This is a genomic window from Bradyrhizobium iriomotense (assembly GCF_018130765.1).
GTDB lineage: Bacteria > Pseudomonadota > Alphaproteobacteria > Rhizobiales > Xanthobacteraceae > Bradyrhizobium > Bradyrhizobium iriomotense_A.
In genome coordinates this window covers 398,093-422,328 of record NZ_JAFCJZ010000001.1, presented here as the reverse complement: position 1 = coordinate 422,328, position 24,236 = coordinate 398,093, and the positions used below count along the sequence as shown (strand labels likewise).

The 24,236-nt window shown below is 65.5% G+C and carries 16 protein-coding genes; 9 read left to right on the top strand and 7 right to left on the bottom strand.

Translation table 11 applies throughout. The annotated features are described in order from the left end of the window. The first annotated feature begins 172 nt into the window (after positions 1 to 172). A complete protein-coding gene (locus JQ635_RS01960; protein ID WP_211408187.1) occupies positions 173 to 853 on the top strand; it encodes a helix-turn-helix domain-containing protein in 681 nt (226 codons plus the stop codon). A 62-nt stretch (positions 854 to 915) separates the two neighbouring features. Here the strand turns inward: JQ635_RS01960 and JQ635_RS01955 are convergent, their stop codons facing one another. After that, a complete protein-coding gene (locus JQ635_RS01955; protein ID WP_211408186.1) occupies positions 916 to 4,023 on the bottom strand; it encodes an Rne/Rng family ribonuclease in 3,108 nt (1,035 codons plus the stop codon). A 702-nt stretch (positions 4,024 to 4,725) separates the two neighbouring features. Between JQ635_RS01955 and JQ635_RS01950 the strand changes: the two genes are divergently transcribed. The 6 genes from JQ635_RS01950 to JQ635_RS01925 all read left to right on the top strand — a co-directional run bounded on the left by JQ635_RS01950 (position 4,726) and on the right by JQ635_RS01925 (position 13,329). Then, a complete protein-coding gene (locus JQ635_RS01950; protein WP_211408185.1) occupies positions 4,726 to 6,024 on the top strand; it encodes an N-acetylmuramoyl-L-alanine amidase in 1,299 nt (432 codons plus the stop codon). A 271-nt stretch (positions 6,025 to 6,295) separates the two neighbouring features. Beyond that, positions 6,296 to 8,809 carry a penicillin-binding protein 1A gene (locus tag JQ635_RS01945; RefSeq protein ID WP_211408184.1) on the top strand — a complete coding sequence of 838 codons (2,514 nt, stop codon included), beginning with the start codon at positions 6,296 to 6,298 and terminating at the stop codon, positions 8,807 to 8,809. A 110-nt stretch (positions 8,810 to 8,919) separates the two neighbouring features. After that, positions 8,920 to 10,051 (top strand): peptide chain release factor 2 gene (gene prfB / locus JQ635_RS01940; RefSeq protein WP_183239407.1). Its coding sequence is split into 2 segments (ribosomal slippage): positions 8,920 to 8,988 and positions 8,990 to 10,051, totalling 1,131 coding nucleotides; the frame shifts between segments, so codons are not numbered across the junction. A gap of 2 nt (positions 10,052 to 10,053) precedes the next feature. Beyond that, positions 10,054 to 10,935, top strand: coding sequence for an NAD(P)-dependent oxidoreductase (locus tag JQ635_RS01935; protein WP_211408183.1), 882 nt, complete (start codon positions 10,054 to 10,056; stop codon positions 10,933 to 10,935). 138 nt (positions 10,936 to 11,073) lie between these two features. After that, positions 11,074 to 11,985, top strand: coding sequence for a DMT family transporter (locus JQ635_RS01930; RefSeq protein ID WP_211408182.1), 912 nt, complete (start codon positions 11,074 to 11,076; stop codon positions 11,983 to 11,985). 108 nt (positions 11,986 to 12,093) lie between these two features. After that, entirely contained in the window at positions 12,094 to 13,329 is a 1,236-nt protein-coding gene (locus JQ635_RS01925; protein WP_211408181.1) for an ABC transporter substrate-binding protein, read from the top strand. Positions 13,330 to 13,335: 6 nt separating this feature from the next. Here the strand turns inward: JQ635_RS01925 and JQ635_RS01920 are convergent, their stop codons facing one another. The 5 genes from JQ635_RS01920 to JQ635_RS01900 are packed head-to-tail and all read right to left on the bottom strand — an operon-like array spanning position 13,336 to position 18,852. Continuing rightward, entirely contained in the window at positions 13,336 to 14,622 is a 1,287-nt protein-coding gene (locus tag JQ635_RS01920; RefSeq protein WP_211408180.1) for an O-antigen ligase family protein, read from the bottom strand. Continuing rightward, the gene (locus tag JQ635_RS01915; protein ID WP_211408179.1) at positions 14,619 to 16,013 is read right to left on the bottom strand and encodes a glycosyltransferase family 4 protein; all 1,395 of its coding nucleotides are present in this window, start codon (positions 16,011 to 16,013) and stop codon (positions 14,619 to 14,621) included. Before JQ635_RS01915 ends, JQ635_RS01920 begins: the two co-directional genes overlap by 4 nt. Next, the gene (locus JQ635_RS01910) at positions 16,010 to 16,750 is read right to left on the bottom strand and encodes an ABC transporter ATP-binding protein (protein ID WP_211408178.1); all 741 of its coding nucleotides are present in this window, start codon (positions 16,748 to 16,750) and stop codon (positions 16,010 to 16,012) included. The genes JQ635_RS01915 and JQ635_RS01910 overlap by 4 nt, the downstream gene beginning before the upstream one ends. A 3-nt stretch (positions 16,751 to 16,753) precedes the next feature. Continuing rightward, positions 16,754 to 18,682: a glycosyltransferase gene (locus tag JQ635_RS01905; RefSeq protein WP_211408177.1), complete on the bottom strand. Its 1,929-nt coding sequence runs from the start codon at positions 18,680 to 18,682 to the stop codon at positions 16,754 to 16,756. Between the two features lie 8 nt (positions 18,683 to 18,690). Next, on the bottom strand, positions 18,691 to 18,852 hold the full coding sequence (locus JQ635_RS01900; protein WP_211408176.1) for a hypothetical protein: 162 nt from the start codon (positions 18,850 to 18,852) through the stop codon (positions 18,691 to 18,693). 126 nt (positions 18,853 to 18,978) lie between these two features. Between JQ635_RS01900 and JQ635_RS01895 the strand changes: the two genes are divergently transcribed. Both JQ635_RS01895 and JQ635_RS01890 read left to right on the top strand, forming a co-directional pair. Next, positions 18,979 to 19,863, top strand: coding sequence for a DUF6502 family protein (locus JQ635_RS01895; RefSeq protein ID WP_211408175.1), 885 nt, complete (start codon positions 18,979 to 18,981; stop codon positions 19,861 to 19,863). Continuing rightward, entirely contained in the window at positions 19,860 to 21,059 is a 1,200-nt protein-coding gene (locus JQ635_RS01890; RefSeq protein WP_211408174.1) for a DUF5666 domain-containing protein, read from the top strand. The genes JQ635_RS01895 and JQ635_RS01890 overlap by 4 nt, the downstream gene beginning before the upstream one ends. A gap of 55 nt (positions 21,060 to 21,114) precedes the next feature. Here the strand turns inward: JQ635_RS01890 and JQ635_RS01885 are convergent, their stop codons facing one another. Next, entirely contained in the window at positions 21,115 to 24,225 is a 3,111-nt protein-coding gene (locus tag JQ635_RS01885) for an efflux RND transporter permease subunit (RefSeq protein ID WP_211408173.1), read from the bottom strand. Positions 24,226 to 24,236: the final 11 nt, after the last annotated feature.

Sequence of the window (24,236 nt, the reverse complement as noted above, 5' to 3'; positions counted from 1 at the left end):
ATCGGAAAGTGGAGGCGGCGCATCAATAATCGTCAAACCGAGCCATTTCATGCGCCAATGGTTGGTCTTGGCTGTCAACTGGCCGCCAAATAGGACCGATCGGGTCCATATCGGTCGAAAAGATTAGACCGATCGATCAACTATTTTTCTCCTGCCGTGCTAGCATTACGGCATGACCGAGATCTCGACGCCCGAAATTGCCAATTCCCAGCTCGGCCAATGTCTCAAGGCCGCCCGTCAGGCGCGCGGCCTGACGCTGAAGCAGGTGGCGGAGCGGACAGGGATGGCGCTCTCGACCCTGTCCAAGGTCGAGAACGGCCTGATGTCGCTGACCTACGACAAGCTGCTCCAACTCACCTCGGGCCTGAAGATGGAGATCGCCGAGCTGTTCAACCCGGCGGTCGCAGCCCCAGCGCAGGGGCGGCCGGTCACGGCGCGGCGGAGCATCAGCCGGGCCGGGCAGGGCCAGGTGATCACCACGAAGTTCTACACCTACACCTATCAATGCACCGATCTGATCGGCAAACGCATGGTGCCGATCGTGGCCGAGGTGCGCGCGCGCTCGCTGGAGGAGTTCGGACCGCTGCTGCGCCACGCCGGCGAGGAATATTTCGTGGTGACGCGCGGACGCGTCGCCGTCCACACCGAGTTCTATGCGCCCGAGATCCTGGGCGAGGGCGATGGCATCTATCTCGACAGCACCATGGGCCACGCCTACCTCAACGCCGGCGAGGGGCCTTCTGCAACAGGCGTTTGTCTCTGCACCAGCGAGGCGCCCGATCTCTACGACCAGCTCCGCCAGATCGCCGCGCGCGACGTCGCGCCGCTCGGAGATGACGAGCTGCCATCGTAGCGGTGGAGGCCTGAAACGAAAAACGCCCGGCTTGGCCGGGCGTTTTTTATTGAGCGTCTGGCTTACTCGCCGCCGCCGAAGCGGCGGGACCACCAGCCGGCGCGACGCGGGGCGGCCGGTGTTTCGGTTGCCGCTTCCGGCGCGGGCTCAGGGGCCGCTGGTGCGGGCGGAGTGACCGGCTCTGGTGCTGCCGCAACCGGGGTTGCCAGCTCGCTCGGGCTGCTCGACAGGAAGCTCACCTTCTCGCGAACCGTGGAGCGTCGTCGTGCCGCCTTGTCGTCGGATGCGGGCTCTTCCTCCGCAATCGCGGCAGCCGGCGCGGGCGGCACCGGCGCTTCAACCGGCGGTGCCTGCAACTGGAACTCGGGCTGAGACGTTTCGACCGGGTCGATGTGATCTGAATGTGCGATCGAGGGCGCAGCCTCGCCGCCATTGCCGTCGAAATCGGCGACCGCATCGCTCGCTTCCGGCGGCGCGCTCGCAGCGAGCTCGTCGCTGATGGAGCCGGCGAGACCTTCTTCGCTGCCGCCGCGACGGCGGCGTCCACCACGGCGACCACGCCGGCGCCGGCGCTCGCCGCTGCCCTGCTGGTCGCCACGGGCAGCCTGTTCCTCGCCTTCCTCGCCATCCTGCTCGGATTCGGCCTCTTCCTCGCCTTCGCCCGCGAGCATCGCCGGCTCGGGCAGGGTCGGCGCCGTATCCTCGCGCAATTCGCCCTCGCGCTGGCCACCGCGGCCGCGCCGGCGACGGCGGCGCTTGCGGCGCTGGCCGTCCTGCTCGGGGGCTGCCTCGCCGGCAGCCTGGTCTTCAGTGAGACCTTCGGTCTCCTCGGACTCGATCTCGGATTCCAGCTCGGAATCGAACTCCTCGTCGTCATAGGCGTCTTCGGCCAAAGGCGGCGGGCTCGCAGCCGCCTGCGCTGCGAGCAGCGCCTTGGCGGCTTCCAGAGTGTGCACCTGCTCGCCGCGGTCGATGAGGTAAGCCTGCGGGCCGCTGACGCTGGGATCGGCGATGATCGAGAGCGTGACCTTGAAGCTGTTCTCGAGGTCGCGCAGATGGCCGCGCTTGTGGTTCAGCACATAGAGCGCGACGTCGGTGCGGGTGCGGACCACGAGATTGTGGGTCGCGCCCTTCATCAGGATCTCTTCGAGGCCGCGCAGGAGCTGCAGCGCCACCGAGGACACCGAGCGGACATGGCCGGTGCCGCCGCAATGCGGGCAGGGATCGGTCGAGCTCTCGAGCACGCTGGCGCGGATGCGCTGGCGCGACATCTCCAAGAGGCCGAAATGCGAGATGCGGCCGACCTGGATGCGCGCGCGGTCCTGGCGCAGGCAGTCGGACAGCTTGCGCTCGACCGCCCGGTTGTTGCGCTTCTCGTCCATGTCGATGAAGTCGATGACGATCAGGCCGGCGAGGTCGCGCAGGCGGAGCTGGCGAGCGACCTCTTCGGCCGCCTCCAGGTTGGTCTTGAGCGCGGTGTCCTCGATATGGTGCTCGCGGGTCGAGCGTCCCGAGTTGACGTCGATCGAGACCAGCGCCTCGGTCTGGTTGATCACGACATAGCCACCGGAGCGCAACTGCACGGTCGGCGAGAACATCGCATCGAGCTGGCTTTCGACGCCCATGCGCGAGAACAGCGGCTGGCCGTCGCGATACTGCTTCACCGCGCTGACATTGGCGGGCATCAGCATCTTCATGAAGTCGCGCGCTTCGCGGTAGCCGCCTTCGCCGGCAACCTGAATCTCGTCGATCTCCTTGTTGTAGAGGTCGCGCAGCGAGCGCTTGATCAGCGAGCCTTCCTCATAGACGAGGGTCGGGGCCTGCGACTTCAGCGTCAGGTCGCGCACCGTCTCCCACATCCGGATCAGGTACTCGAAGTCGCGCTTGATCTCGGGCTTGGTGCGGGAGGCGCCTGCGGTGCGCAGGATGATGCCCATGCCCTCGGGCACGTCGAGATCCTGCACCACTTCCTTCAGGCGCGAGCGGTCTTGCGCGCTGGTGATCTTGCGGCTGATGCCGCCGCCACGCGCGGTGTTGGGCATCAGCACGGCGTAACGGCCGGCGAGCGAGAGATAGGTCGTCAGCGCCGCGCCCTTGTTGCCGCGCTCTTCCTTGACGACCTGCACCAGCATCACCTGGCGGCGCTTGATGACTTCCTGGATCTTGTACTGGCGGCGCGGGCGGAAGGTGCGCTCCGGCACTTCCTCCAGCACGTCGTCACCGCCGACGGATTCGACGACTTCCTCTTCGGCTTCCTCGCCGTCTTCTTCGTCCTCGTCGTCTTCGCCGGCTGCTTCCGCGGCCTCGGCATGCGGCGCTTCAACGCTCTCGCCGGCGGCGTAGACGGCATCGGCCGGCTCGGTGGCCGACGTCACGGCTTCGGCGAGAGCCTCGGCGTGCGCTTCGGAGACGTCTGCTTCGACGGTCGGGGCCTGCTGCGGCTCGGCAACGGGCTCGCTCGCCACGACAGGTTCTGCGCCAAACGCGGCGACGGGCGCGGGCGTCTCGTCGGCATGATCATGGTCGTGATGATCGTGTTCGCCGTCATGACCATGGTCGTCATGATCGTGAGGATGATCATCGTCATGGGCGTGATGATGGTCGTCGTGCCCGTGGTCGTCGTGATCGTGCTCGTGGTGATCGTGCTCGCCGTGCTGCTCCGCCTCGGTGTGCAGATGCTCGCCGTCGTGCGGCGCGCCTTCGGTGTACTCGGGCAGGGGCGCGCCCTCGACCGGCTGGGCGGCGGGATCGGCGCCGGCGTCGAGACCCTCGACGATCTCGCTGCGCACGCGTTCGCCGTGACCGCGGCGGCGGGCGTTGCGGTGGCGCGAGCGGCGGCGGCCGTGGGAGCGGTTCTCGCTCTCTTCCTCGGCCTCACGATGGGCCTGTTCCTCGGCCTCGATCAGCGCCTGCCGGTCGGCGACGGGGATCTGATAGTAGTCGGGATGGATTTCGCTGAAGGCGAGGAAGCCGTGGCGGTTGCCGCCATATTCGACGAAGGCGGCCTGGAGCGAGGGTTCGACCCTTGTGACCTTGGCGAGGTAGATGTTTCCGCGCAGTTGCTTGCGTTGCGCGGTCTCGAAATCAAACTCTTCGACGCGATTGCCGCGGACCACGACGACCCGGGTCTCTTCCGGGTGGGTGGCATCGATCAACATCTTGTTGGGCATGTCTTAACTCTTGGCGGCGGCGGGCGCGATCGACCGTGGGCGCGATGTGCGCTGCCGGGTGACGCGACGGTCCACCTGATTCGGGGGTGAGGGGAAGGCCGAAACGCCGTCTCTCGCGCCTTGCCGAACCGGAAGCTTCAGGACCACAGCGGCGCGCGGGATTGTCACTCCGCAGCGTCGCGAATGGTCCTTCAGAGTTCGTCGGCACAGTCTGGCGCATCAAGCGTCGGCCCGTATGAAACATTGGGCGGCGGGGCCGCCCCTCAATCAGTTGCTGCTGGCCAGGCATGGCGCGAGCGCGCTCGCCTTGGGGATCACGAACCGTTCCCCTGGGATCAAGGGACCGGGTAATGGGTTGCGTCGCTGTCAGAACCGTCCCGGAAACGTGGTAACCGGAAACCGTCCGCCGCCGGGGCTTGACCCGCTCCGTCTCGCTGCCGCGCACCGCGCTGGTCTTAGAGGGGAACGGAAAACGCTGGAATTCCCAAACCTTGGGAGCTCCGGCGCTGCACCGGGAGGCTGAATGCGACACAACCGGAAATATCGGCCGTCAGCATTCCGTACATACGAGGAATGAACCATCCGTGCAAGGGAGCGTCGCACGGCGGTCACAGTCAGCGAGTTTCGCCGATCTGCTATTAAGGATCGATTAACCCTGTGGTTCTATTGCGTTAAAAAGCTGCTCGGAGGCACGGAAAAACGGTGGCGAGCCGCGCAAAACAAAGGGTCTTGCTGGGATGCGCGCTGTTGTGCGCTGCGGCGTTGCCATGTGCCGATTCCTCGCGCCTGAGCGCAGCCGAAAGCCGATCGCAACCCTCTGCTGCGGCAGCAAATTTTCCAGTCGCCTCGGGCGCCCGTCTGGCCGGCGATGGCAAGCAGACCCGCTTTATCCTCGACATCGACCAGACCGTGACGTTCCGCGCCGTGACGCTCGCCGACCCGTACCGGGTGGTGGTGGACGTCCCGCAGGTCAATTTTCAGCTCCCCGCGGGGACCGGGGCGGCGGGGCGGGGTCTGGTCAAGGCCTTCCGCTACGGGCTCGTCATGCCCGGCGGTTCGCGAATCGTGTTCGACCTGTCCGGGCCGGCCAAAATCGCCAATTCCTATGTGCTCGAGGCGGCCAACGGTCAGCCCGCCCGGCTCGTGCTCGAGCTGGAGGAGGTCGACCGCGCCGCCTTCGTGCAGTCGCTCGCCCCGGAAAACCGCCCCGAGCTGCGGCCTGCGGTCGCCGATGCGCCGCCTGCAACCGTTCCCGCGGCGGCGCCCCCGGAAATGCCGCAGCAGAAGGCCGATGGCCGGCCGGTCGTCGTGATCGACCCCGGCCATGGCGGCATCGACAACGGCACGCAATCGAGCGGCGAGAGCGAGAAGAACCTGGTGCTGGCTTTTGGCCGTGCGCTGCGCGACCGGCTGGAAAAGGCCGGCAAGTACCGCGTGGTGATGACGCGCGACGACGATACCTTCATCCCCCTCAATGACCGGGTCAAAGTCGCCCGCAACCTCAAGGCTGCGCTGTTCGTCTCGATCCATGCCGATGCGCTGCCGCGGGCCGAGGGCGATGCGCAGGGCGCCACCATCTATACGCTGTCGGACAAGGCCTCCGACGCCGAGGCCCAGCGCCTGGCCGACGCCGAAAACCGAGCGGACGCGATCGCCGGCTTCAACCTCGCGGAGGAGCCGACCGATGTCGCCGACATCCTGATCGACCTGACGCAGCGTGAAACCCGCACGTTTTCAAACCGTTTTGCCCATTTGCTGATGGGCGAAATGAAGTCAACGGTGCGGATGCACAAGCATCCGCTGAAATCGGCCGGTTTCCGGGTGCTGAAGGCCCCCGACGTGCCCTCGGTACTGGTCGAGATCGGCTATGTCTCCAACAAGGGCGACCTCGAGCACCTGGTCTCCGAGGGCTGGCGGTCCAAGGCTGTGGGCTCGATGGCGCAGGCGATCGACGGGTTCCTAGCGAAGCGGCTGGCGGCGACCGGCGGATCGTCGAATTGACGACCGGGGGGATCGTCGAATTGTAGAGGCGTTTTTCCGTCCCGCCGCAAAGGCCCTAGTTTGGCCACAGCGGACGCTTTATAAAAATGCCGCAGGGGGTTCCGGAATCGGAGAGAATCCCGCTCGGCAAGCGTCTTTAGGCCCGGCCTTGATGTAATTGTGTAGGTCGGTGAATTCGCGACGTGAGGTTGGCGCCAGTTTGGGGTGCCAGTTTTTAGGTCCTATGGGGCTGATACTGGGCTGATCCAGAGTTTGAACGGATAAACAGATAATGCGCTTGCTGGTGCGGTTCATGGGCTTCCTGTTCGCCGCGGGAACAGTGGTGTTCCTTGTCGGTGTCGGGGCCGTGGCAGGCCTGATCTGGCATTTCTCCAAGGACTTGCCGGACTACTCTCAGCTTCAGGATTACGAGCCGCCGGTGATGACGCGTGTCCACGCGGTCGACGGTTCGCTGCTCGGCGAATACGCCAAGGAGCGGCGGCTATATCTGCCGATCCAGGCGGTGCCGAAGCTCGTGATCAACGCCTTCCTCGCGGCCGAGGACAAGAATTTCTACGAGCATGGCGGCATCGACTACACCGGCATGGCGCGCGCGGGCGTGCTCTACCTGCAGAACTTCGGCTCCAACCGCCGTCCGCAGGGTGCTTCCACGATCACCCAGCAGGTCGCCAAGAACTTCCTGCTGACCAACGAGGTCTCCTTCTCCCGCAAGATCAAGGAAGCCTTGCTGGCGATGCGCATCGAGAAGACCTACTCGAAGGACAAGATCCTCGAGCTGTACCTGAACGAGATCTATCTCGGCCTCGGAGCTTACGGCATCGCGGCCGCCTCGCTGGTCTATTTCGACAAATCGGTGAACGAGCTGACGGTGGCGGAAGCGTCCTATCTGGCGGCGTTGCCGAAGATGCCGGCGACGCTGCATCCGGTCCGTAACCGCGACCGCGCCATCGAGCGCCGCAACTACGTCATCGACCGTCTGCTGGAGAACGGCTGGATCAAGCAGGCCGACGCCGACAAGTCGCGCAAGGAGCCGCTGGCCGTCACCAACCGTTCGGGCGGCGCCCACACCTTCGCCGGCGAATATTTCGCCGAGGAGGTCCGCCGCGACATCTTCGAGCGGTATGGCGAGAAGAAGCTGTACGAGGGTGGTCTCTCCGTCCGCACCACGCTGGATCCGAAGATCCAGGTCATGGCGCGCAAGACCATGGTCTCGGGCCTCGTGAACTATGACGAGCAGCAGGGCTATCGCGGCGGCATGAGCAAGCTCGATATCTCCGGCGATTGGGGCGTGAAGCTCGCCGAGATCAAGTCGCTGTCGGACATCTCGCCGTGGCGCATGGCGGTGGTGCTGGAGACCAGCGACCAGTCGGCGCGCATCGGCTTCCAGCCGAGCCGCGAACTCGGTGGTGCCATCAGCAAGCAGCGCGAGACCGGTCTCGTCACGCTCGACGGCGTGCGCTGGGCGAGGGCGGCCCAGGGCAACGCCAAGGGCAAGACGCCGACCTCGGTGGCGCAGGTGCTTGCGCCCGGCGATGTGATCTATGCCGATCCCCTCTACAGCAAGGAGGGACAGCCGGTCGAAGGCCAGTACCGTTTGCGCCAGATCCCCGAAGTGTCCGGCGCGATGGTGGTGATGGACCCCTGGACCGGCCGCGTGCTCGCGATGGTCGGCGGCTTCTCGTTCGACCAGAGCCAGTTCAACCGCGCCACGCAGGCCTACCGGCAGCCGGGTTCGTCCTTCAAGCCGATCGTCTATTCGGCCGCGCTCGACAACGGCTACACGCCCTCGACCGTCGTGCTCGACGCGCCGATCGAAATCGACCAGGGCCAGGGCGCGGGCGTATGGCGGCCGGAAAACTTCTCCTCGGGCAAGTTCCAGGGACCGGTGACGCTGCGCAACGCGCTGCGGCAGTCGCTCAACACCGTGACGGTGCGCCTCGCGCAGGACATCGGCATGCCCTTGATCGGCGAATATGCCCGCCGCTTCGGCGTCTATGACGAGCTGCCGAACTATCTGTCCTACGCGCTCGGCGCCGGCGAGACGACGGCGATGCGCATGGTCACGGCCTATTCGATGCTCGCCAATGGCGGCCGCCGCGTGAAGCCGACGCTGATCGACCGTATCCAGGATCGCTACGGCCACACCATCTTCAAGCACGACCAGCGCGAATGCCGCGGCTGCGACGCGCCGGGCGGCTGGAAGAACCAGAACGAGCCGCAGCTGATCGACCGCCGCGAGCAGGTGCTGGACTCCATGACCGCCTATCAGATCACCGAGCTGATGGAAGGCGTGGTCCAGGCCGGCACCGCGACCGTGGTCAAGGAGGTCGGCAAGCCGATCGCCGGCAAGACCGGCACCACCAACGAAGCGAAGGACGCCTGGTTCGTCGGCTTCTCGCCCGACGTCGCCGTGGCGATCTATATGGGCTACGACAAGCCGCGCGCGCTCGGAAAGGGCAACGCCGCGACCGGTGGCCATCTGGCTGCGCCCATCGCGCGCGATTTCCTCAAGCTCGCGCTCGCCGACAAGCCCGCCGTTCCGTTCAAGGTGCCTGCCGGCATCAAGCTGGTGCGCGTCGTCGCCAAGACCGGCATGCGTGCCGGCCCCGGCGAGACCGGCGGAACCATTTTGGAGGCCTTCAAGCCCGGTACGGCGCCGCCGGATAATTACTCGGTCATCGGCGTTGCCGATGCTGACGGGCGCGGCGGCGGCATGCCGGCTTCGCAGCAGCAGCAGCCGGATTCCGGCTTCTTCATGCAGCCTGGCACCGGCCGGCTGTACTAAGGCTTAGGACAAGACGGATGATCGCGGTTCCGGCGGTTGCGCTTTGCAGCCGCCGCCGCTACATCCCCATCTCGAATTGCACGCGGGATTCCGCGAGATCAGAGAACGACATGCGCGCCGAAATCGAACGGTTGGTAGAAGAGATCAAGCAGTCAGTCGGGCTGCTGAGGAGGCATCTTTGACGTCGAGAAATCGACGGCACGCCTCGCTGAGCTGAACAAGCTCGCAGAAGATCCCAACCTCTGGAACGATCCCCAGAAGGCCCAGAAGCTGATGCAGGAGCGCACCTCGCTTGAGGATTCGCTCTCGGGTATCGGCAAGGTCGAGCAGGAGCTCGAAGACGACATCGGCATGATCGAACTCGGCGAGGCCGAGGGCGATGACGGCGTCGTTGCCGAAGCCGAAGCTGCGCTGAAGAACCTGAAGAAGGAAGTCGCCCGGCGCGAGCTCGAGGCGCTGCTGTCGGGCGAAGCCGACCGCTTCGATTCCTATCTCGAAGTCCATGCCGGCGCCGGCGGCACCGAGAGCCAGGACTGGGCGCAGATGCTCTTACGCATGTACACGCGCTGGGCCGAAACACATGGCTTCAAGGTCGAGTACCTCGAAGAGTCCGAGGGCGAAGAGGCCGGCATCAAGTCCGCGACCATCCAGGTCTCCGGTCACAACGCCTATGGCTGGCTGAAGACGGAAGCGGGCGTGCATCGCCTCGTGCGCATCTCGCCGTTCGATTCCAATGCGCGGCGGCATACCTCGTTCTCGAGCGTGCAGGTCTTCCCCGTCATCGACGACAGCATCAAGATCGACATCAAGGAATCCGACGTCCGCACCGACACCATGCGTTCGGGCGGCGCCGGCGGCCAGCACGTCAACAAAACCGAATCCGCGGTGCGCCTGACGCACATCCCGACCGGCGTTGCCGTGGTCTGCCAGGCCGGCCGCTCGCAGCACAAGAACCGGGCCCAGGCCTGGGACATGCTGCGCGCGCGCCTCTACGAGATCGAGCTGAAGAAGCGCGAGGAGAAGGCCGCCGCCGACCAGGCCGCCAAGACCGATATCGGCTGGGGTCACCAGATCCGTTCCTACGTGCTGCAACCCTATCAGATGGTGAAGGATCTGCGCACGGGCGTGCAGACCTCCGACACATCGGGCGTGCTCGGCGGCGATCTCGACGAGTTCATGGCCGCGACCTTGGCGCAGCGCGCCTTCGGCACCACGAGCGGCGACATCGAGGACGTGGACTAGCCATGCCCCGCGTCGCCTTCATCGGGCTTGGACGGATGGGCCACGGGATGGCCAGCCGCTATCTCGATGCCGGCTTCACGGTGACGCTGTGGAATCGCAGCAAGGCCAAGGCGGAGGATCTGATCGCGCGCGGCGCGCATTGGGCGACCTCGCCGGAAGATGCCGCGATCGATGCCGATGCGGTCGTAACCATGGTTGCCGACGACGAAGCCTCACGCGCAGTCTGGCTTGGACCCGAGGGCGCCGCCAAGACGGCCAAGGCCGGCTCCATCGCGATCGAGTGCTCCACCGTCTCCTATGACCACGCCCGCGAGATGGGCCGCGAGCTCAATGCGCGCGGGCTGATCTATATCGATTGCCCCGTGACCGGATTGCCGGATGCGGCAGCGGCGGGAAAACTGACGCTGTTGGTCGGCGCCGATGCCGCCGATCTCGAACGTGCCCGCCCGTTCCTCGAACCGATCGGCTCGACCATCCGCCATTTCGGCGCGGTCGGCTCCGGCACCGTCTACAAGCTCATCAACAATCTGATGGGCGCGATCCAGATCGCCGGCCTCGCCGAGGGCCTTGCCATCGCCGAGCAGGCCGGGCTCGACATGAACCTCGTGCTGGAGTCGATCCAGGCCGGCGTCGCCGCAAGCCCGCAGGTGCAGCGTCACTCGAAGCGCATGGTCGCCCGCGATTTCAGCGGCGCGACCTTCACCGCAGCGCTGCGGCACAAGGATGCCGCCTATGCCGTGAAGCTAGCCGAGAGCTTGCTTGCGGGTAAGCCGCTGGTCGCGTGCGCCGCGGTCGAGGCCTACGCGCAGGCGAAAGCGGTGATGCCGGATGACGATGAAGGCAAGATGATCGAGCTGGTATCGCGGCCGAAGAAGCCATCCTAGCCAGACACATCGATAAGGGGCAGCCGTGTTCGCCCTATCTCTTCCGCACACGGGAATTCCAAACTTCATCGGAAATCGGGTGGCTCTGCCTTGCCGTGCTGGCTTAGGCAGCAGGTTGGATCGTCAATGCGAGACGCCATGCCCCCAAACGACAACCGGATCGACGCGCGAGACTGGTCGCTGCTCGCTGTGCTCTCCGTCCTCTGGGGCGGCTCGTTCTTCTTCAACGGCGCGGCCTTGCGGGAATTGCCGCCGCTGACGCTGGTGTTTTTGCGCGTCGTGCTCGGTGCCGCCATTCTGCTTCCGTTGCTGCGCGCGCAGGGTATCGGCCTTCCCAAGGGTATGATGGGCTGGAAGCCGTTCGTCGCGATCGGGCTGCTCAACAATGTCATCCCGTTCTCGCTGATCGTGATCGGCCAGACTTTTGTTCCGAGCGGGCTTGCCTCGATCCTGAATGCCACCACACCGTTGTTCACGGTGATCGTCATGGCCGCGGCTGGCGAGGGAGCGTTGCAGATGCGGCGCGTTGCCGGCGTTGCGCTGGGCGTGGTCGGCGTGGTCATCCTGCGCGGCTGGGGCATTGAGACGCGGCCGGGGCAGGGGCTCGGCATCCTGCTTTGCCTCGCAGGCGCCCTCAGCTACGGCTTTGCAGCACTGGCGGCGCGGCGGCTGCTCAAGGACTCGCCGCCGCTGGGAACGGCGACGTTTCAATTGATGGCGTCCACGGTGATGATGGTGGTCGTTGCCGGCGTGGTGGAGCAGCCATGGCATCTGCCAATGCCGGGCGTCGCGACCTGGCTGGCCGTTCTTGGTCTCGCTGCGCTTTCAACGGCGCTCGCTTACATTGTCTTCTTTCAAATCATTCGGCGCTCGGGCGCGACCAATGTCATGCTGGTGACGCTGCTCATTCCCGTTACCGCCATCCTGCTGGGCTGGCTGGTGCTGGGCGAGCCGATCTCCGCGCGAGAGATCGCGGGCGCGATCGTCATCGGCAGCGCGTTGCTGGTGATTGACGGGCGCGCGCTCGGTTTGCTGCGCCGCGTCGCGTAAGTTCCGCGCCAACGTTTCACGCTACGGAAAATCGTCGCGCTTGCCAGCCGCGAGTCTGCTTGCGACACTCTCCGCAAAACAAGACTACAAAACATAGGGGAGAGAACGATGCCGGGTCGTCGCAAGAATCTCGCTGCCCTCGCCATGCTTGCTGCCGGAGCGCTCGCCGCGACTCCGGCCTCGGCGCAGAAGACATACGACCCCGGCGCTTCCGACACCGAGATCAGGATCGGCAACATCATGCCCTATAGCGGGCCGGCGTCGTCCTATGGCGTGATCGGGAAGACCGAGGCCGCCTTCTTCAGGATGATCAACGATGAGGGCGGCATCAACGGCCGCAAGATCAATTTCATCAGCTATGACGACGCCTATTCGCCGCCGAAGGCGATCGAGCAGGCGCGCAAGCTGGTCGAGAGCGACGAGGTGCTCTTGATCTTCCAGCCGCTCGGCACGCCCTCGAACTCCGCGATCATGAAATACATGAACGCCAAGAAGGTGCCGCAGCTCTTCGTCGCCTCCGGCGGTACCAAGTTCGGCGACCCCAGGAATTTTCCGTGGACCATGGGTTTCCAGCCGAACTATCAGAGCGAGGGGCGGATCTACGCAAAGTACATCCGCGACAATTTTCCGAACGGCAAGATCGCGGTGTTCTGGCAGAACGACGATGCCGGGAAGGACCAGTTCAAGGGCCTGAAGGACGGGCTCGGCGACAAGGCGAACATGATCATCGCCGACAAGTCCTACGAGGTCAGCGACCCCTCGATCGACTCGCAGATCGTGGCGCTGCACGATTCCGGCGCCGACATCTTCTTCTCTTGGGCCGCACCGAAAGGCTCGGCGCAGGCGATCCGGAAAGTGGGCGAGCTCGGCTGGAAGCCGAAGTTCTTTCTCGCCAACACCGCAACCTCGGTCGCCTCGGTGCTGAAGCCCGCCGGGCTCGACTACGCCAAGGACATCATTTCGACGGTGTATCTGAAGGACCCGACCGATCCGACCTGGGACAAGGATCCGGCGGTGGTCAAATGGCGCGCGTTCATGGACAAATATTATCCCGACGGCGACAAGGCCAATTCCAACAACATCTACGGCTACGTCCAGGCCGAGGCGATGGCGCAGGTGCTGAAGCAGTGCGGCGACAATCTCACCCGCGAGAACGTCATGAAGCAGGCCGCCAATCTGAAGGATTTCCACACCGATCTGATGCTGCCGGGCATCATGGTCAACACCTCGCCCGACGACTATTTTCCGATCGAGCAGATGCAGCTGATGCGCTTCAACGGGCAGGCCTGGGAGCTGTTCGGCGACGTCATCACCGGCGAGGTCGGCCACGAGCGCAGCCAATAGTCACCGTCAGCCGCCGGTCCCTTGTTCGGCATGGGCCTTCAGCACCATGCCGCCGGCAACGCCGACGCCGAGCACATACATCCAGCCCTCGTGGAAATCGAACAAATGCGAGTTGATCAATGAGCTCGCGATGTTCTGCACAACGACGGCGAGGCCGATCCAGGCGGCCAGGCCTTCGCCGAGGAACAGCCGCAGATGGGCGATCCACATCGCGTAGAGCAGGACGACGCCCAAGAGACCCCATTGCATCGCGACGTTGAGGGTCTGGTTGTGCGGATTGCTGACGACCTCGGCAGCGAGGCTGCTTTCGCTGGTGGCGGCGCGCTCGAATTGGCGCTTGATCGAGCCGGTGCCGTGACCGATCAGAGGCGCCTCGGTGAAGGCGTAGAGCGCCTTGCGCCAATAGGTCAGCCGCTGCGCGGTCGAGGCGCGGCTGATGTCCTCGTGGCCGTGGCGGTATTCGACGGCGATGTCGGTGATGCGCTGGCGGAGATAGGGCGATGTCGTCCAGGCCAGCAGGCTCGCTGTGACCGCACCCGCAAGCAGGATCAGCGCTGCCCGCCGGTTCAGTTGTTTCCACGCAAACAGAGCCAGCAGCACCACGATGCAGAACAGGGCGGTGCGGGCCGCGGCGACGAACACCATGTTGGTGACGAACAGCAGGATCAAGGCCAGGCAGACGAGTGCTGCGACCGCGCGTCGGTCGCGCCAGAAGGTCAGCGCAGGCAGCGCAAGCGCAAAGGTGCACAGCGTGAACTCCTGGCTCTGGTCGATGTAGTTCTTGACGGGAACGCCTGACGACGCCGTCGCGGTGATCTTCCAGGTCGGATTGAGCAGCACGATCCAGGAGAACACGGCAAGCAGCGCGCAGGAGGCGAGAAAGGCGATGCAGACGTGCAAGCCGCGCTCGGACCTGCTGAAATGATAGAGCAGCGGCGGAATCAGCACGAGCTTTGCGACCGGCTTGATCGCATGCAGCCGGTCCGCCCACGCACCCTCCGACCACAGCGTGCCAAGAAGCGCGAGCAGCAGGAGTGCGAAGGGCAGGGCAAATGCCGGGCGCGCGAGCTGGCGCGCATAGTCGCGCCAGGCGATGGTCGGCGTCACCGCGAGCAGCCAGAGCCCGACGAGGATCGAAGGCGCCGTCGTGGACCATGGCAGCGATGCCGCGATCAGGATGACGAGCACATCTGCCGCCGGGAGCAGCGCGGCCGGGTTGCGCCAGCTCCGCCATCCCATCCGGCCGCCTTGCCGGTCGGCAGGCCCGGACCACGTTGCGGATTCCGTCGTCATCCGTACGATGCGAGTTGCGCGGTGGCGAGGCGTTCAGCGGGCGCATGATGCCCGAGGAAATCGCGGGCCTGGGTCTCGTAGCCGAAACGATCGGCGAGCTCGTGTCGCCGCGCCCGGATCTTGCCGCGCCACTCGTCCTGCCGTGTCAGCACGCGGGTGACGGAGGCGGCGATCGCGTCCGTCGAGTACGGGTCGAAATAATCGGCCAGCTCGCCCGCGACCTCGCGGAAGACCGCGATGTCCGAGCACAGCACCGGCGTGTTCGCGGCCAGCGCCTCGATGATCGGCACGCCAAAACCTTCGGCAAGGCTCGGCATGATCAGGCCGTGCGCCTCCGCGATCAAGGCGGCCTTCTCGTGCTCGTCGACATAGCCGGCGAAGCGGACGTTGGGCGGCAGGTTGCGCATCCGGCTGATCGCGCCGGCATAGCCGATCACGACGAGATCGGCCTGGGGCACGCCCCGGAAGGCGCGGACGACGGCGGCGACGTTCTTGCGCGGCTCGTTCGAGACGATGACGACAAAGCTCGGCCGCCCCGGACGCCCCGACGGGGCTGGAAGGTGCAGGACATCCGGGGCGTCGAACCGGGTGCGGGGATACACGACCCGCGCCGGTAGGTGCGCAAATTGCGGCAACAGTTCCCTGAACCGCATCATGCTGTAGTTTGAAACGAAGGCGAGCTCGTCGGCCTGGCGCAGGCTGGTGCGGATTCGCGCCAGGAACTGCCGCGTGGCGATGTCGCTGAGCTTGAGGTCGGTGAGCGGCAACAGGTCGTGGACGACGCAGATCACCTTGGCGCCGGGCTTGCGCTTGATCGCCACGCGGGTCGGGGTGTCCACGACGATCACGTCGTAGTCGCGCGCGTCGATCCGCGGCGGCGGGAGCAGGAAGAAGGCCGAGGAGTCCTGATAGTTGAAGAACCCGGGCTCGAGCTGAAATTCGCCGAACAGTTCGAGGTGGCTGAGATCCGGCGGGATGTATTCGAGCGCGGCGGGACGGTTCTCGATCAGCCGCGCGCTCAGGCCGCGCAAGCCGATCGCGCGCAGGAGACAGAGGATGTTGTCCCGCGACAGCAACATGCCGACCTTGTGACGGAGCCAGTCGAACTTGCGGTGCGTGCCGCTGAGCGTCACCGGTCCGCTCACGTTGATTTCGTCGAGGAAGCGATAGAGAGCAAGCAGCTCGATGTTGCGCGACTGCGCCGCGAACAGCTTTGTGCGTCGCTCGCGCCGGCATAGCTTGCGGTAACGCTTCGAGGTCTCCACCAGCAGCGTGAGTTCGTGGCCCTCCGCGGCGAGCGAACGCACCAGCTCCCGGGTGAAATGGAAGATGCCGCGCTTGTGGTTGGGCTGTCCGAGCGATTCGGAGACGACGAGGATGTTCTGCTTCATGCGCGTTTCTCGCGGAGCTCAATTGAGTGCGTTACCGGCGGCTCGACCGTGACGGTCGAGGCGATGCGGCCGTGATCGAGATTGATGATGCTGGTGCAGATGCGGCGCAGCAGCGGTTGGTCGTGCGAGGCGATGATCACGATCGCCGCCTGCGACACCATGTTCAGCAGCCGCCCCTCGGCTTTCTCCGCAAAATGCTCGTCGACCACGCTGAGCCATTCGTCGAGCAGCAGGATGTCGGCCGGAAAGGCGGTCGCGGTCGCAAACAACACCCGCATCAGCATCCCCGAGGAGAACATCCGCAGCGGCAGCCGCTGCATCCGGGGCTCGAGCTCGGTGAAGGCCCAGATGTCGTCGATCACGGCGCGGGTCGGCTTGCGGCCGCTGATCCGCAGCAGCAGCGCGATGTTGTCCTCCGCGACGAAATCCAGGTTGACGCCGGCGTTGAGGCCGAGCAGGGGCACGACGTTGCCCTGAAGCGCGATGCTGCCGCTGCTCGGCGGATAGACGCCGGCGATCAGCCGCAGCAGCGTCGACTTGCCGGAGCCGTTGGGACCGGCGAGCCCGATGCGGCTGCCGGTTTCGGCCTCGATCGTGACGTTGTCGACGGCCCGGATGATCCGCATCTCGCCCGGCTCGCGGAGGAGATGCCCGAGCAGCCGGCGCTTCAGCGAGAAGTCGTAGGCGCCGTAGAGCGGATAGTCGAGACAGGCGTTGCGAAGAGTGACCGAGACCATGCGTCAGATCCAGAATGCGGCTTTGCGCAGGTGGACCAGCGTCAGCACGCTCGCAAAGACCAGGAGCGCCAGCGCGACGAGGACGTAGACGATGCTGACAGGATCGACATGCCCGCCGGCCAGCGGCTCGCGCCACACCGCGAACAGATGCGTCAGCGGATTGAGCCGCATCACCGTCGAGCGGTGGTTGATCATGTCGGACGACCAGATCACGGGCGAGGCCAGAAAGGCGAGCATCAGCGTGGATTCGATGATCGGCTTGAGGTCGCGATAGCGCGTCGCCATGGCGCCGAGAACGAGGCTCAGGGCGAAGGTGCAGGCGACGAACAGCAACAGACCGGGCAGCGCCGCCAACGCGTGAGAGAGATCGTGGGGCGAGAAGGCGAGCCACAGCAGCAGAGGCACGCAGGCATTGTGGAGTGCGAACAGCGCCTGACGGAACGTGCATTGCAGGAGGAAGATGACGGGCGGCAGGGCCCGGTCGCGGATCAGGCTCGCAGAGTTCTGGAGCGCCGTGGTCGCGTCCAGCACCACGCCGTTGAGGAACGTCCAGGCCGTCATCGATAGCGCCAGCATCGGCAGGCGCGCCAGCATGTTGGTGTTCGACATCTGGCCGATCACCGAGCCCAGCACCACGACCACGATCGCCATCTGCAGCGACATCCAGAACGGGCCGAGCAGCGAGCGGACGTAGCGGTGCCGCATGTCGGACCAGGCCAGGGCCGCAGCGATCCGGACCGTGTCCAGCCAGCCGGTCGCCTGCGGTGGCTCGGCGGCCGTCGATCGCTCCTCGCTGGAGGCGGCGACGGCGTTGCGGTAGACGGTCTCCATGCCCTGCTTGAAGGCCGTGGCCGAATAGCGGGAGAGGGCGCGCGTGCGCGCCGCAAGGCCCATGCGGCGCCGCCGCTCGGGATCGCGGATCAGTGTGTCGATAGCCTCACCCAGCTGCTCGGCATCGCCCGGCGGTACGGTGATCGCTTCCATGCCGTGGCGGGCGACGCGCGGCACCGCCGTGTCGAGCGCCGTATTCACGACCGGACGCCCGGCAGCCATGGCCTCGAGCTGGACGAGGCCGAAGGTCTCGGCATTCGTCACCGACGGCATCACGAAGACGTCGGCGAGGCACATCAGCTTGATGCGCTCGCAATCACTGACCGAGCCGAGCAGGCGAACGCGCTCGCCGAGGCCGAGTTCCTTGATCAGTTGCTCGAGCCGCGGCCGCTCGACGCCCTCGCCGATGATCCAGGTCTCGAAATTGTGCGCAGCCGCAGCGCGGATGAGCACGTCAAAACCCTTGTAGGGAACGAGCCGGCCGCAGGCGAGCACGAGCCGGCCGCGGTCATTGACGTGGTGCGGCTCGATCTTCGGCCAGTCATAGCCCGAAGTGTCGATGCCGAATGGCACGACGTGGCACTTGTCCTCGAATTCGCGCAGCAGGGGCGTGTTGTCGACCAGCACGTGGTCCGAGACGATGATCGCCTTGGCGCGCCGGAGCGTCCGCCGCATCAGCGGCTGGATGAACCAGCGCAGGCCGGCATGGGTGACGATGTCGGCGTGCCAATGCACCACCAGCGGCCGCCTGGCGCCGAATCCGAAGGCGAAGACGAGGTCCGCCAGCGGGAAGGGGGCGTGGAGCGCGAGCAGGTCGTGTTCGGCGATCTTGCGCCAGAGACGCCAGGGATAGGTCGGGGCGGCGGGCAGAGACATGATGTTGCCGAACGAGCGCACGCGCTCGACCGGCACGTCGTTGACGACGATCTCGCGCCGCTCGGCCGATTGCGAACAGACCAGCACGGCGGAGGCGAAGGCATCCTTCAGGCTCGCGCAGATGTCGCGGATCACCGTGAGCGTGCCGCCGAACAGGTCGGGATAGTAGATCTTGAAGATGTGCAGCACCGACGGGCGGCGCGGGGTTTCGCTGGTGTGATGCATGGCGGCGGTCAGCCTGCGAGCAGTGCGGCGACGAACGGTGCGGCCAGCACCGAGATGAAGATCACGCCGCGCAGCAGCGCCGGCAGCATCGGCTCGATTGCACCGTGCCCCCAAGCGGGGACCGGCACAGCACGCGGTGAACTGGAAATGCGGACCAAGCGGTCGGCCATGGGTGTGAGTCCCTCTACGTCGCGCCCTCAGTGCCGTCTCGTATATGTGGGAAAATTTACCACGTCAATCGCCAAGCAGGAAAAAGTGGGATTGTGTCCCACGCCGCGGATCGCTACAATTCAGACATGAATGCCAAGCCCGGGTCGAAAGCAGCGGCGCCACAGCCGAATGCCGCCGCGAAGCTGCACGCGCCGCTGGCGCGGCTGCTGCGCCCGCTCGTGCGACTCTGCATCCGCAGCGGCATGACCTTTCCGGCGCTGGCGCAATTGCTTCGCGAGCTGTTCGTCAACGTCGCCGAGCATGATTTCGCTCTGGAAGGAAAGGAGCAGACCGACAGCCGCGTCAGCCTGCTCACCGGCATCCATCGCAAGGAGGTGGCGCGGCTGCGCGGCGCGGGCGCACCGGTGCACGAAGCCCCGGCGGCGGTGTCACTGACCAGCGCCGTGATCGCGCGCTGGCTCGCCGCGCCCGAGTTCACCGACGCGAAGGGCGAGCCGCTGGCGCTGCCGCGCACGGCGGACGGCGATGCGCCGTCATTCGAGCAGCTCGTCGCTTCCGTCACCAAGGACGTGCGCCCGCGCGCGGTGCTCGACGAATGGGTCGACCGCAAGCTCGTCACCATCAACGAGAATGACGAGATCGAGCTGGTCGAGGCCGCCTTCGTCCCATCAGGCGAGGACGACAGCAAATGGCACTATCTCGGCCGCAATCTGCACGACCACATCGCCGCCGCCGCGCAAAACGTCTCGGATGGGCCGCGCTTCCTCGAACGCGCGGTGCACTACAACAACATCTCGCCGAAGCTGGCACGGCGCCTCGAGGCGCGCTCGCGCGAGCTCGCCATGGATGCGCTGAAGACCGCCAACCGCGAGGCCAACCGCGCGCTCGCCAAGGACAAAGGCGGTGACGCCCGCTGGAATTTCGGCATCTACATCTACAGCGAGGACGCCGACGAGGAGAACGAGACGAAGGAAGGCGGCAAGGACGCCGGCAAAGAGGGCGGTTCATGAGCCGGCCGCCGCTGATCTCCCGCCGTCTGCTGCTGATGGGATTCTGGCTCGCCGGCACGGCGATGGCCCGCGCACAGGTCAAGCGCGGCACCGACCAGGGCATCGGCGGCACCGGAATCACGCGCGGTGATGATCACGGCATCGGCGGTACCGGTATCGTCGGCGTGATCCAGCGCTTCGGCAGCATCTACGTCAACGGCGAACGCGTGACCTATGCCAGCGACGTTCCGGTCCGCATCGACGGCGAGCCCGCCAGCGCCAATGCCTTGCGCATCGGCCAGCTCGCGCGCGTGGTTGCGACCCGGCAGGCCGACGGCACGCTGGTCACGCGCAACATCGCGATCGCGAGCGAGGTCGCAGGGCCGGTCGAGCAGGTGAAGGGCAACGAGCTGACGGTGCTCGGCCAGAAGATCGTCACAGGCGACAAGGAGAGCAAGCTCCGCGCGGGCACGCAGGTCGCCGTCTACGGCCTGCGCCGCACCGATGGCGTCATCGTCGCAAGCCTGGTCGAGCCGCGGCGCGATACGGCCGCGCGCGTCACGGGCCTCGTCGAGCGCGGGCCTGAGGGTCTGCATATCGGCGGCTTGAGGCTGAACGGTGTCGATCCGCTGCTGGTCGGCCAGCGAGTCCAGATCGAGGGCAGCGCGAGCCAGGGCGCGATGCAGGCTGTGCGCACGCGGATCGACGATTTCTCGGACCTCGTCGGTGCGAGCCGGCTGTCGATCGAGGCCTATGTGCAGCGGTCGGGCGCCAACCTCCAACTCGGCTCGGGGCTGATCGCCCGCGACGGCTCACGCTTCGGGCCCGCGGCGGGCGAAGCGCGCATGGTGGTCAACGGCGTGTTCGACCGCTCGCGCGGCCTTCAGCTCGATTCAGCCCAGGCGGTCAGTCAATTCCCGGGCGCGCCGCGGCAGGCGCCCGGTGGCATCGGCCATCCCAACCGGTCGCCGGGCGGCTCGATCCTGCATCCGAACAGCAGCACGCCGAATCCGACCGGCGGTCAGCCTGGCCCGGCCGGGGCACCTGCTCCGGGATCGCCCCCCGGTGCAAATCCCGGCTCCGCGCCATCGGGGCCGAGTGGTCCGTCAGGTCCCGGCGGTTTTGGCGCGCCCGGTGGTAACCCGATGGGACCCGGTGGCGGCATGGGAGGCGGCGGCTTCGGAGGGCCCGGGGGCGGAATGGGCGGCCGGCGCTAGGGGAACCCAGGCCGCTCTTAGTGCATGGTGATCCGCGTTTCATCGTCTGCTTCCATCACCGGGCGGCACGCGCCTCGCCGTTCGTTCCGAGCCCGGCCGGATCCAGCTTCACCGCGTCATCGCCCGTCGCCGCGGAATGGTCAGCCGCAAGCAGAATGTAGAACGCCGGCACCACGAACAGCGTGAACAGCGTTCCAATCGAAAGTCCGGAGGCGATCACCAGGCCCATGTTGAAGCGCGAGGCTGCGCCGGCGCCGGACGCGGTGATCAACGGCATCACGCCGATCACCATGGCCGCGGTCGTCATCAGGATCGGGCGCAGCCGGATCGCGGTCGCTTCGATGACGGCCTCGCGCTTGGAGCGGCCGGCATGCTGCAACTCGTTGGCGAATTCGACGATCAGAATGCCGTGCTTGCTGATCAGCCCCATCAGCGTCACGAGGCCGACCTCGGTGTAGATATTGAGGCTCGCACCCTTGATGCCCAGCATGATGAAGATCAGCGCCCCAGCAATCGACATCGGCACCGAGACCAGGATGATCAGGGGATCGCGGAAACTCTCGAACTGCGCCGACAGCGCCAGGAAGATGATGATCAGGGCAAATCCGAAGGTGGCGGCGAAACCGGATGATTCCTGGATGAATTGCCGCGACTGCCCGCCATAGTCGATGGTGTAGCCTTTGGGCAGCGTGCGGTCCGCGATCTCCTTCAGCGTCGCGAGCGCTTCTCCGGTGATCACACCGGGCATGGCCACTCCGGAAATGGTGGCGGCATTGATCTGCTGGAAATGGTTCAGCGATTGCGGAACCGTGGTCGTTTTCAGCGACGCGACCGTCGACAGCGGAACAGACGTGCCGTCCGAGGTCTTGATGTAGTAGTTCAGCACCTGATCGGCGTTCAGTCGCTGGCGCTGCTCGACCTGGGGAATGACCTTGTAGGAACGGCCGTCCAGGCCGAAATAGTTGACATAGCCGCCGCCCAGCATATTGCCGAGCGCGCCGCCGACATCGCTGAGCCTCAGCCCGAGTTGTGCGGTCTTTTCGCGATCGATCACCACAGAGGTTTGCGGCTGGTCGACCTTCAGGTCGTTGTCGAGGAAGATGAACTTGCCGCTTTTCAGGGCCTCGGCGGTGAACGCCTTCGCGATGCCGTCGAGCCGGTCGAACGGGTCGGTGGTCTGGATCACGAACTGGATCGGCAGGCCGCTCGCTCCGGGCAGCGGCGGCAATTGGAACGCCACGATCTTGGCGCCGGCAATCCCCGTCATCTCCTGCTGAAGCACCGGCTGCAGTTCCGCCGCCGTCTTGTCGCGCTTGTCCCAGGGCTTGAGCACCCAACCCGCAATCGAACTGCCGACGAGATCGAGCTGAAACATGCCCGCGGTTTCGGCATGGGTGGAGATGCGCCGGTAGACCTCGGCGGAATACAGCAGCTTCTGCTGCAGCGTTGCGTTCGGTGCCAGCGTCGACTGCATCAGGATCGCCCCCTGATCCTCCTCCGGCGCCAGCTCGTTCTTGGAGTTCGTATAGAGCCAGTAGATGCTGCTCAAGATCAGGGCGGCGAACACGACCGTGACCGGAATTGTCGTCAGGCTGGCGGCGAGCAAGCGCCGATATCGATGTTGCAACGTCTCCATCCGCGCATCGATGAACGCGACGATGCGGTCGTCGAGCGTCGGCGTACCCGTCTTCGGCGGCTTGAGGATGAAGGCGCAGCACATCGGCGTGAGCGTCAATGCGATGACGGCCGACACCGCAACGGCGCCAGCAAGCGTAAAGGCGAATTCGGTGAAGAGCGCTCCGGTCAAGCCGCCCTGGAATCCGATCGGCACGTAGACCGCGATCAGCACGACGGTCATGGCCACGATAGGACCTGAAAGCTCCCGTGCGGCGATGATCGCCGCCTGCAACGGCTTTGTGCCCTCGGCCAGATGCCGGTTGACGTTCTCGACGACGATGATGGCGTCATCGACCACGAGACCGATTGCGAGCACCAGCGCCAGCAGCGTCAGGAGGTTGATCGAGAAGCCGAGCGCCAGCAGCATGGTGAAGGTGCCGACCAGCGATAGCGGGATGGCGATCACGGGGATCAGCACCGAACGCCATGAGCCGAGGAACAGGAACACCACCGCGGTGACGATCAGAAGAGCTTCGAGCAAGGTGTGGATCACCTCGTCGATGGAGCTGTTCACGAATTCGGTGGAGTCGTAGATGATCTCGGAATTCAGTCCCTCCGGCTGCTGCGCCTTGATGTCGGGATAGACGGCGCGGACGCCTTTGATGACGTCGAGGAGGTTGGCGTTTGGCGCCACCTGGATGCCGATATAGACCGCGCGCTTGCCGTTGAATCCGACCGACGATTCGTAATCCTCGGAGCCCAGGGTGACGTTCGCCACATCGGAGAGCTTGACGTTGGACGCGCCCGCCTGCTTGACCACGAGGTCGCGAAACTCCTGCAGCGATTTCAGGTTGGTCGCCGCCGTCAGGTTGACCTGCACCATCTGGCCCTTGGTGGTGCCAAGCCCGGCAATGTAGTCGTTGCCCGACAGCGCGGTCGATACATCGGACGCGGTCAGCCCGTATGCCGCAAGCTTGATCGGATCGAGCCAGGCGCGTAGCGCGAAGGTCTTGTTGCCGAGCAGTTCAGCGGTCTGCACGCCGGGCACGGCCTGCAGTTTGGGTTGCACCACACGGATCAGATAGTCGGTGATCTGGTTCGGCGCCAGCGCGTCGCTGCTGAAGCCGAGATACATGGCATCGATGGTCTGACCGACCTTGACCGTAAGCACCGGCTGCTGGACGCCGCTCGGAAGCTGATTGAGCACCGAGTTCACCTTGGTATTGATCTCGGTCAGTGCCTTGCCGGAATCGAAGTTCAGCCGCAGGTTGACCGTGATGGTCGAGGTGCTGGGCTGGCTGGTCGACGTCATGTAGTCGATGCCATTGGCCTGGGCGATGGCATTTTCGAGCGGCGTCGTGATGAATCCTGCGACGATTGCCGGATCCGCGCCGTAGTACGTCGTCGTGACGGTGACGATCGCATTCTGCGTTCGCGGATATTGCAGGATGGGCAGCGAAGTCATCGACTTCAGACCCAGCACCAGGATCATCAGGCTGACGACGATGGCAAGCACCGGTCGGCGAATGAAGATGTCGGTAAAGGACACGTTCTGCCTCC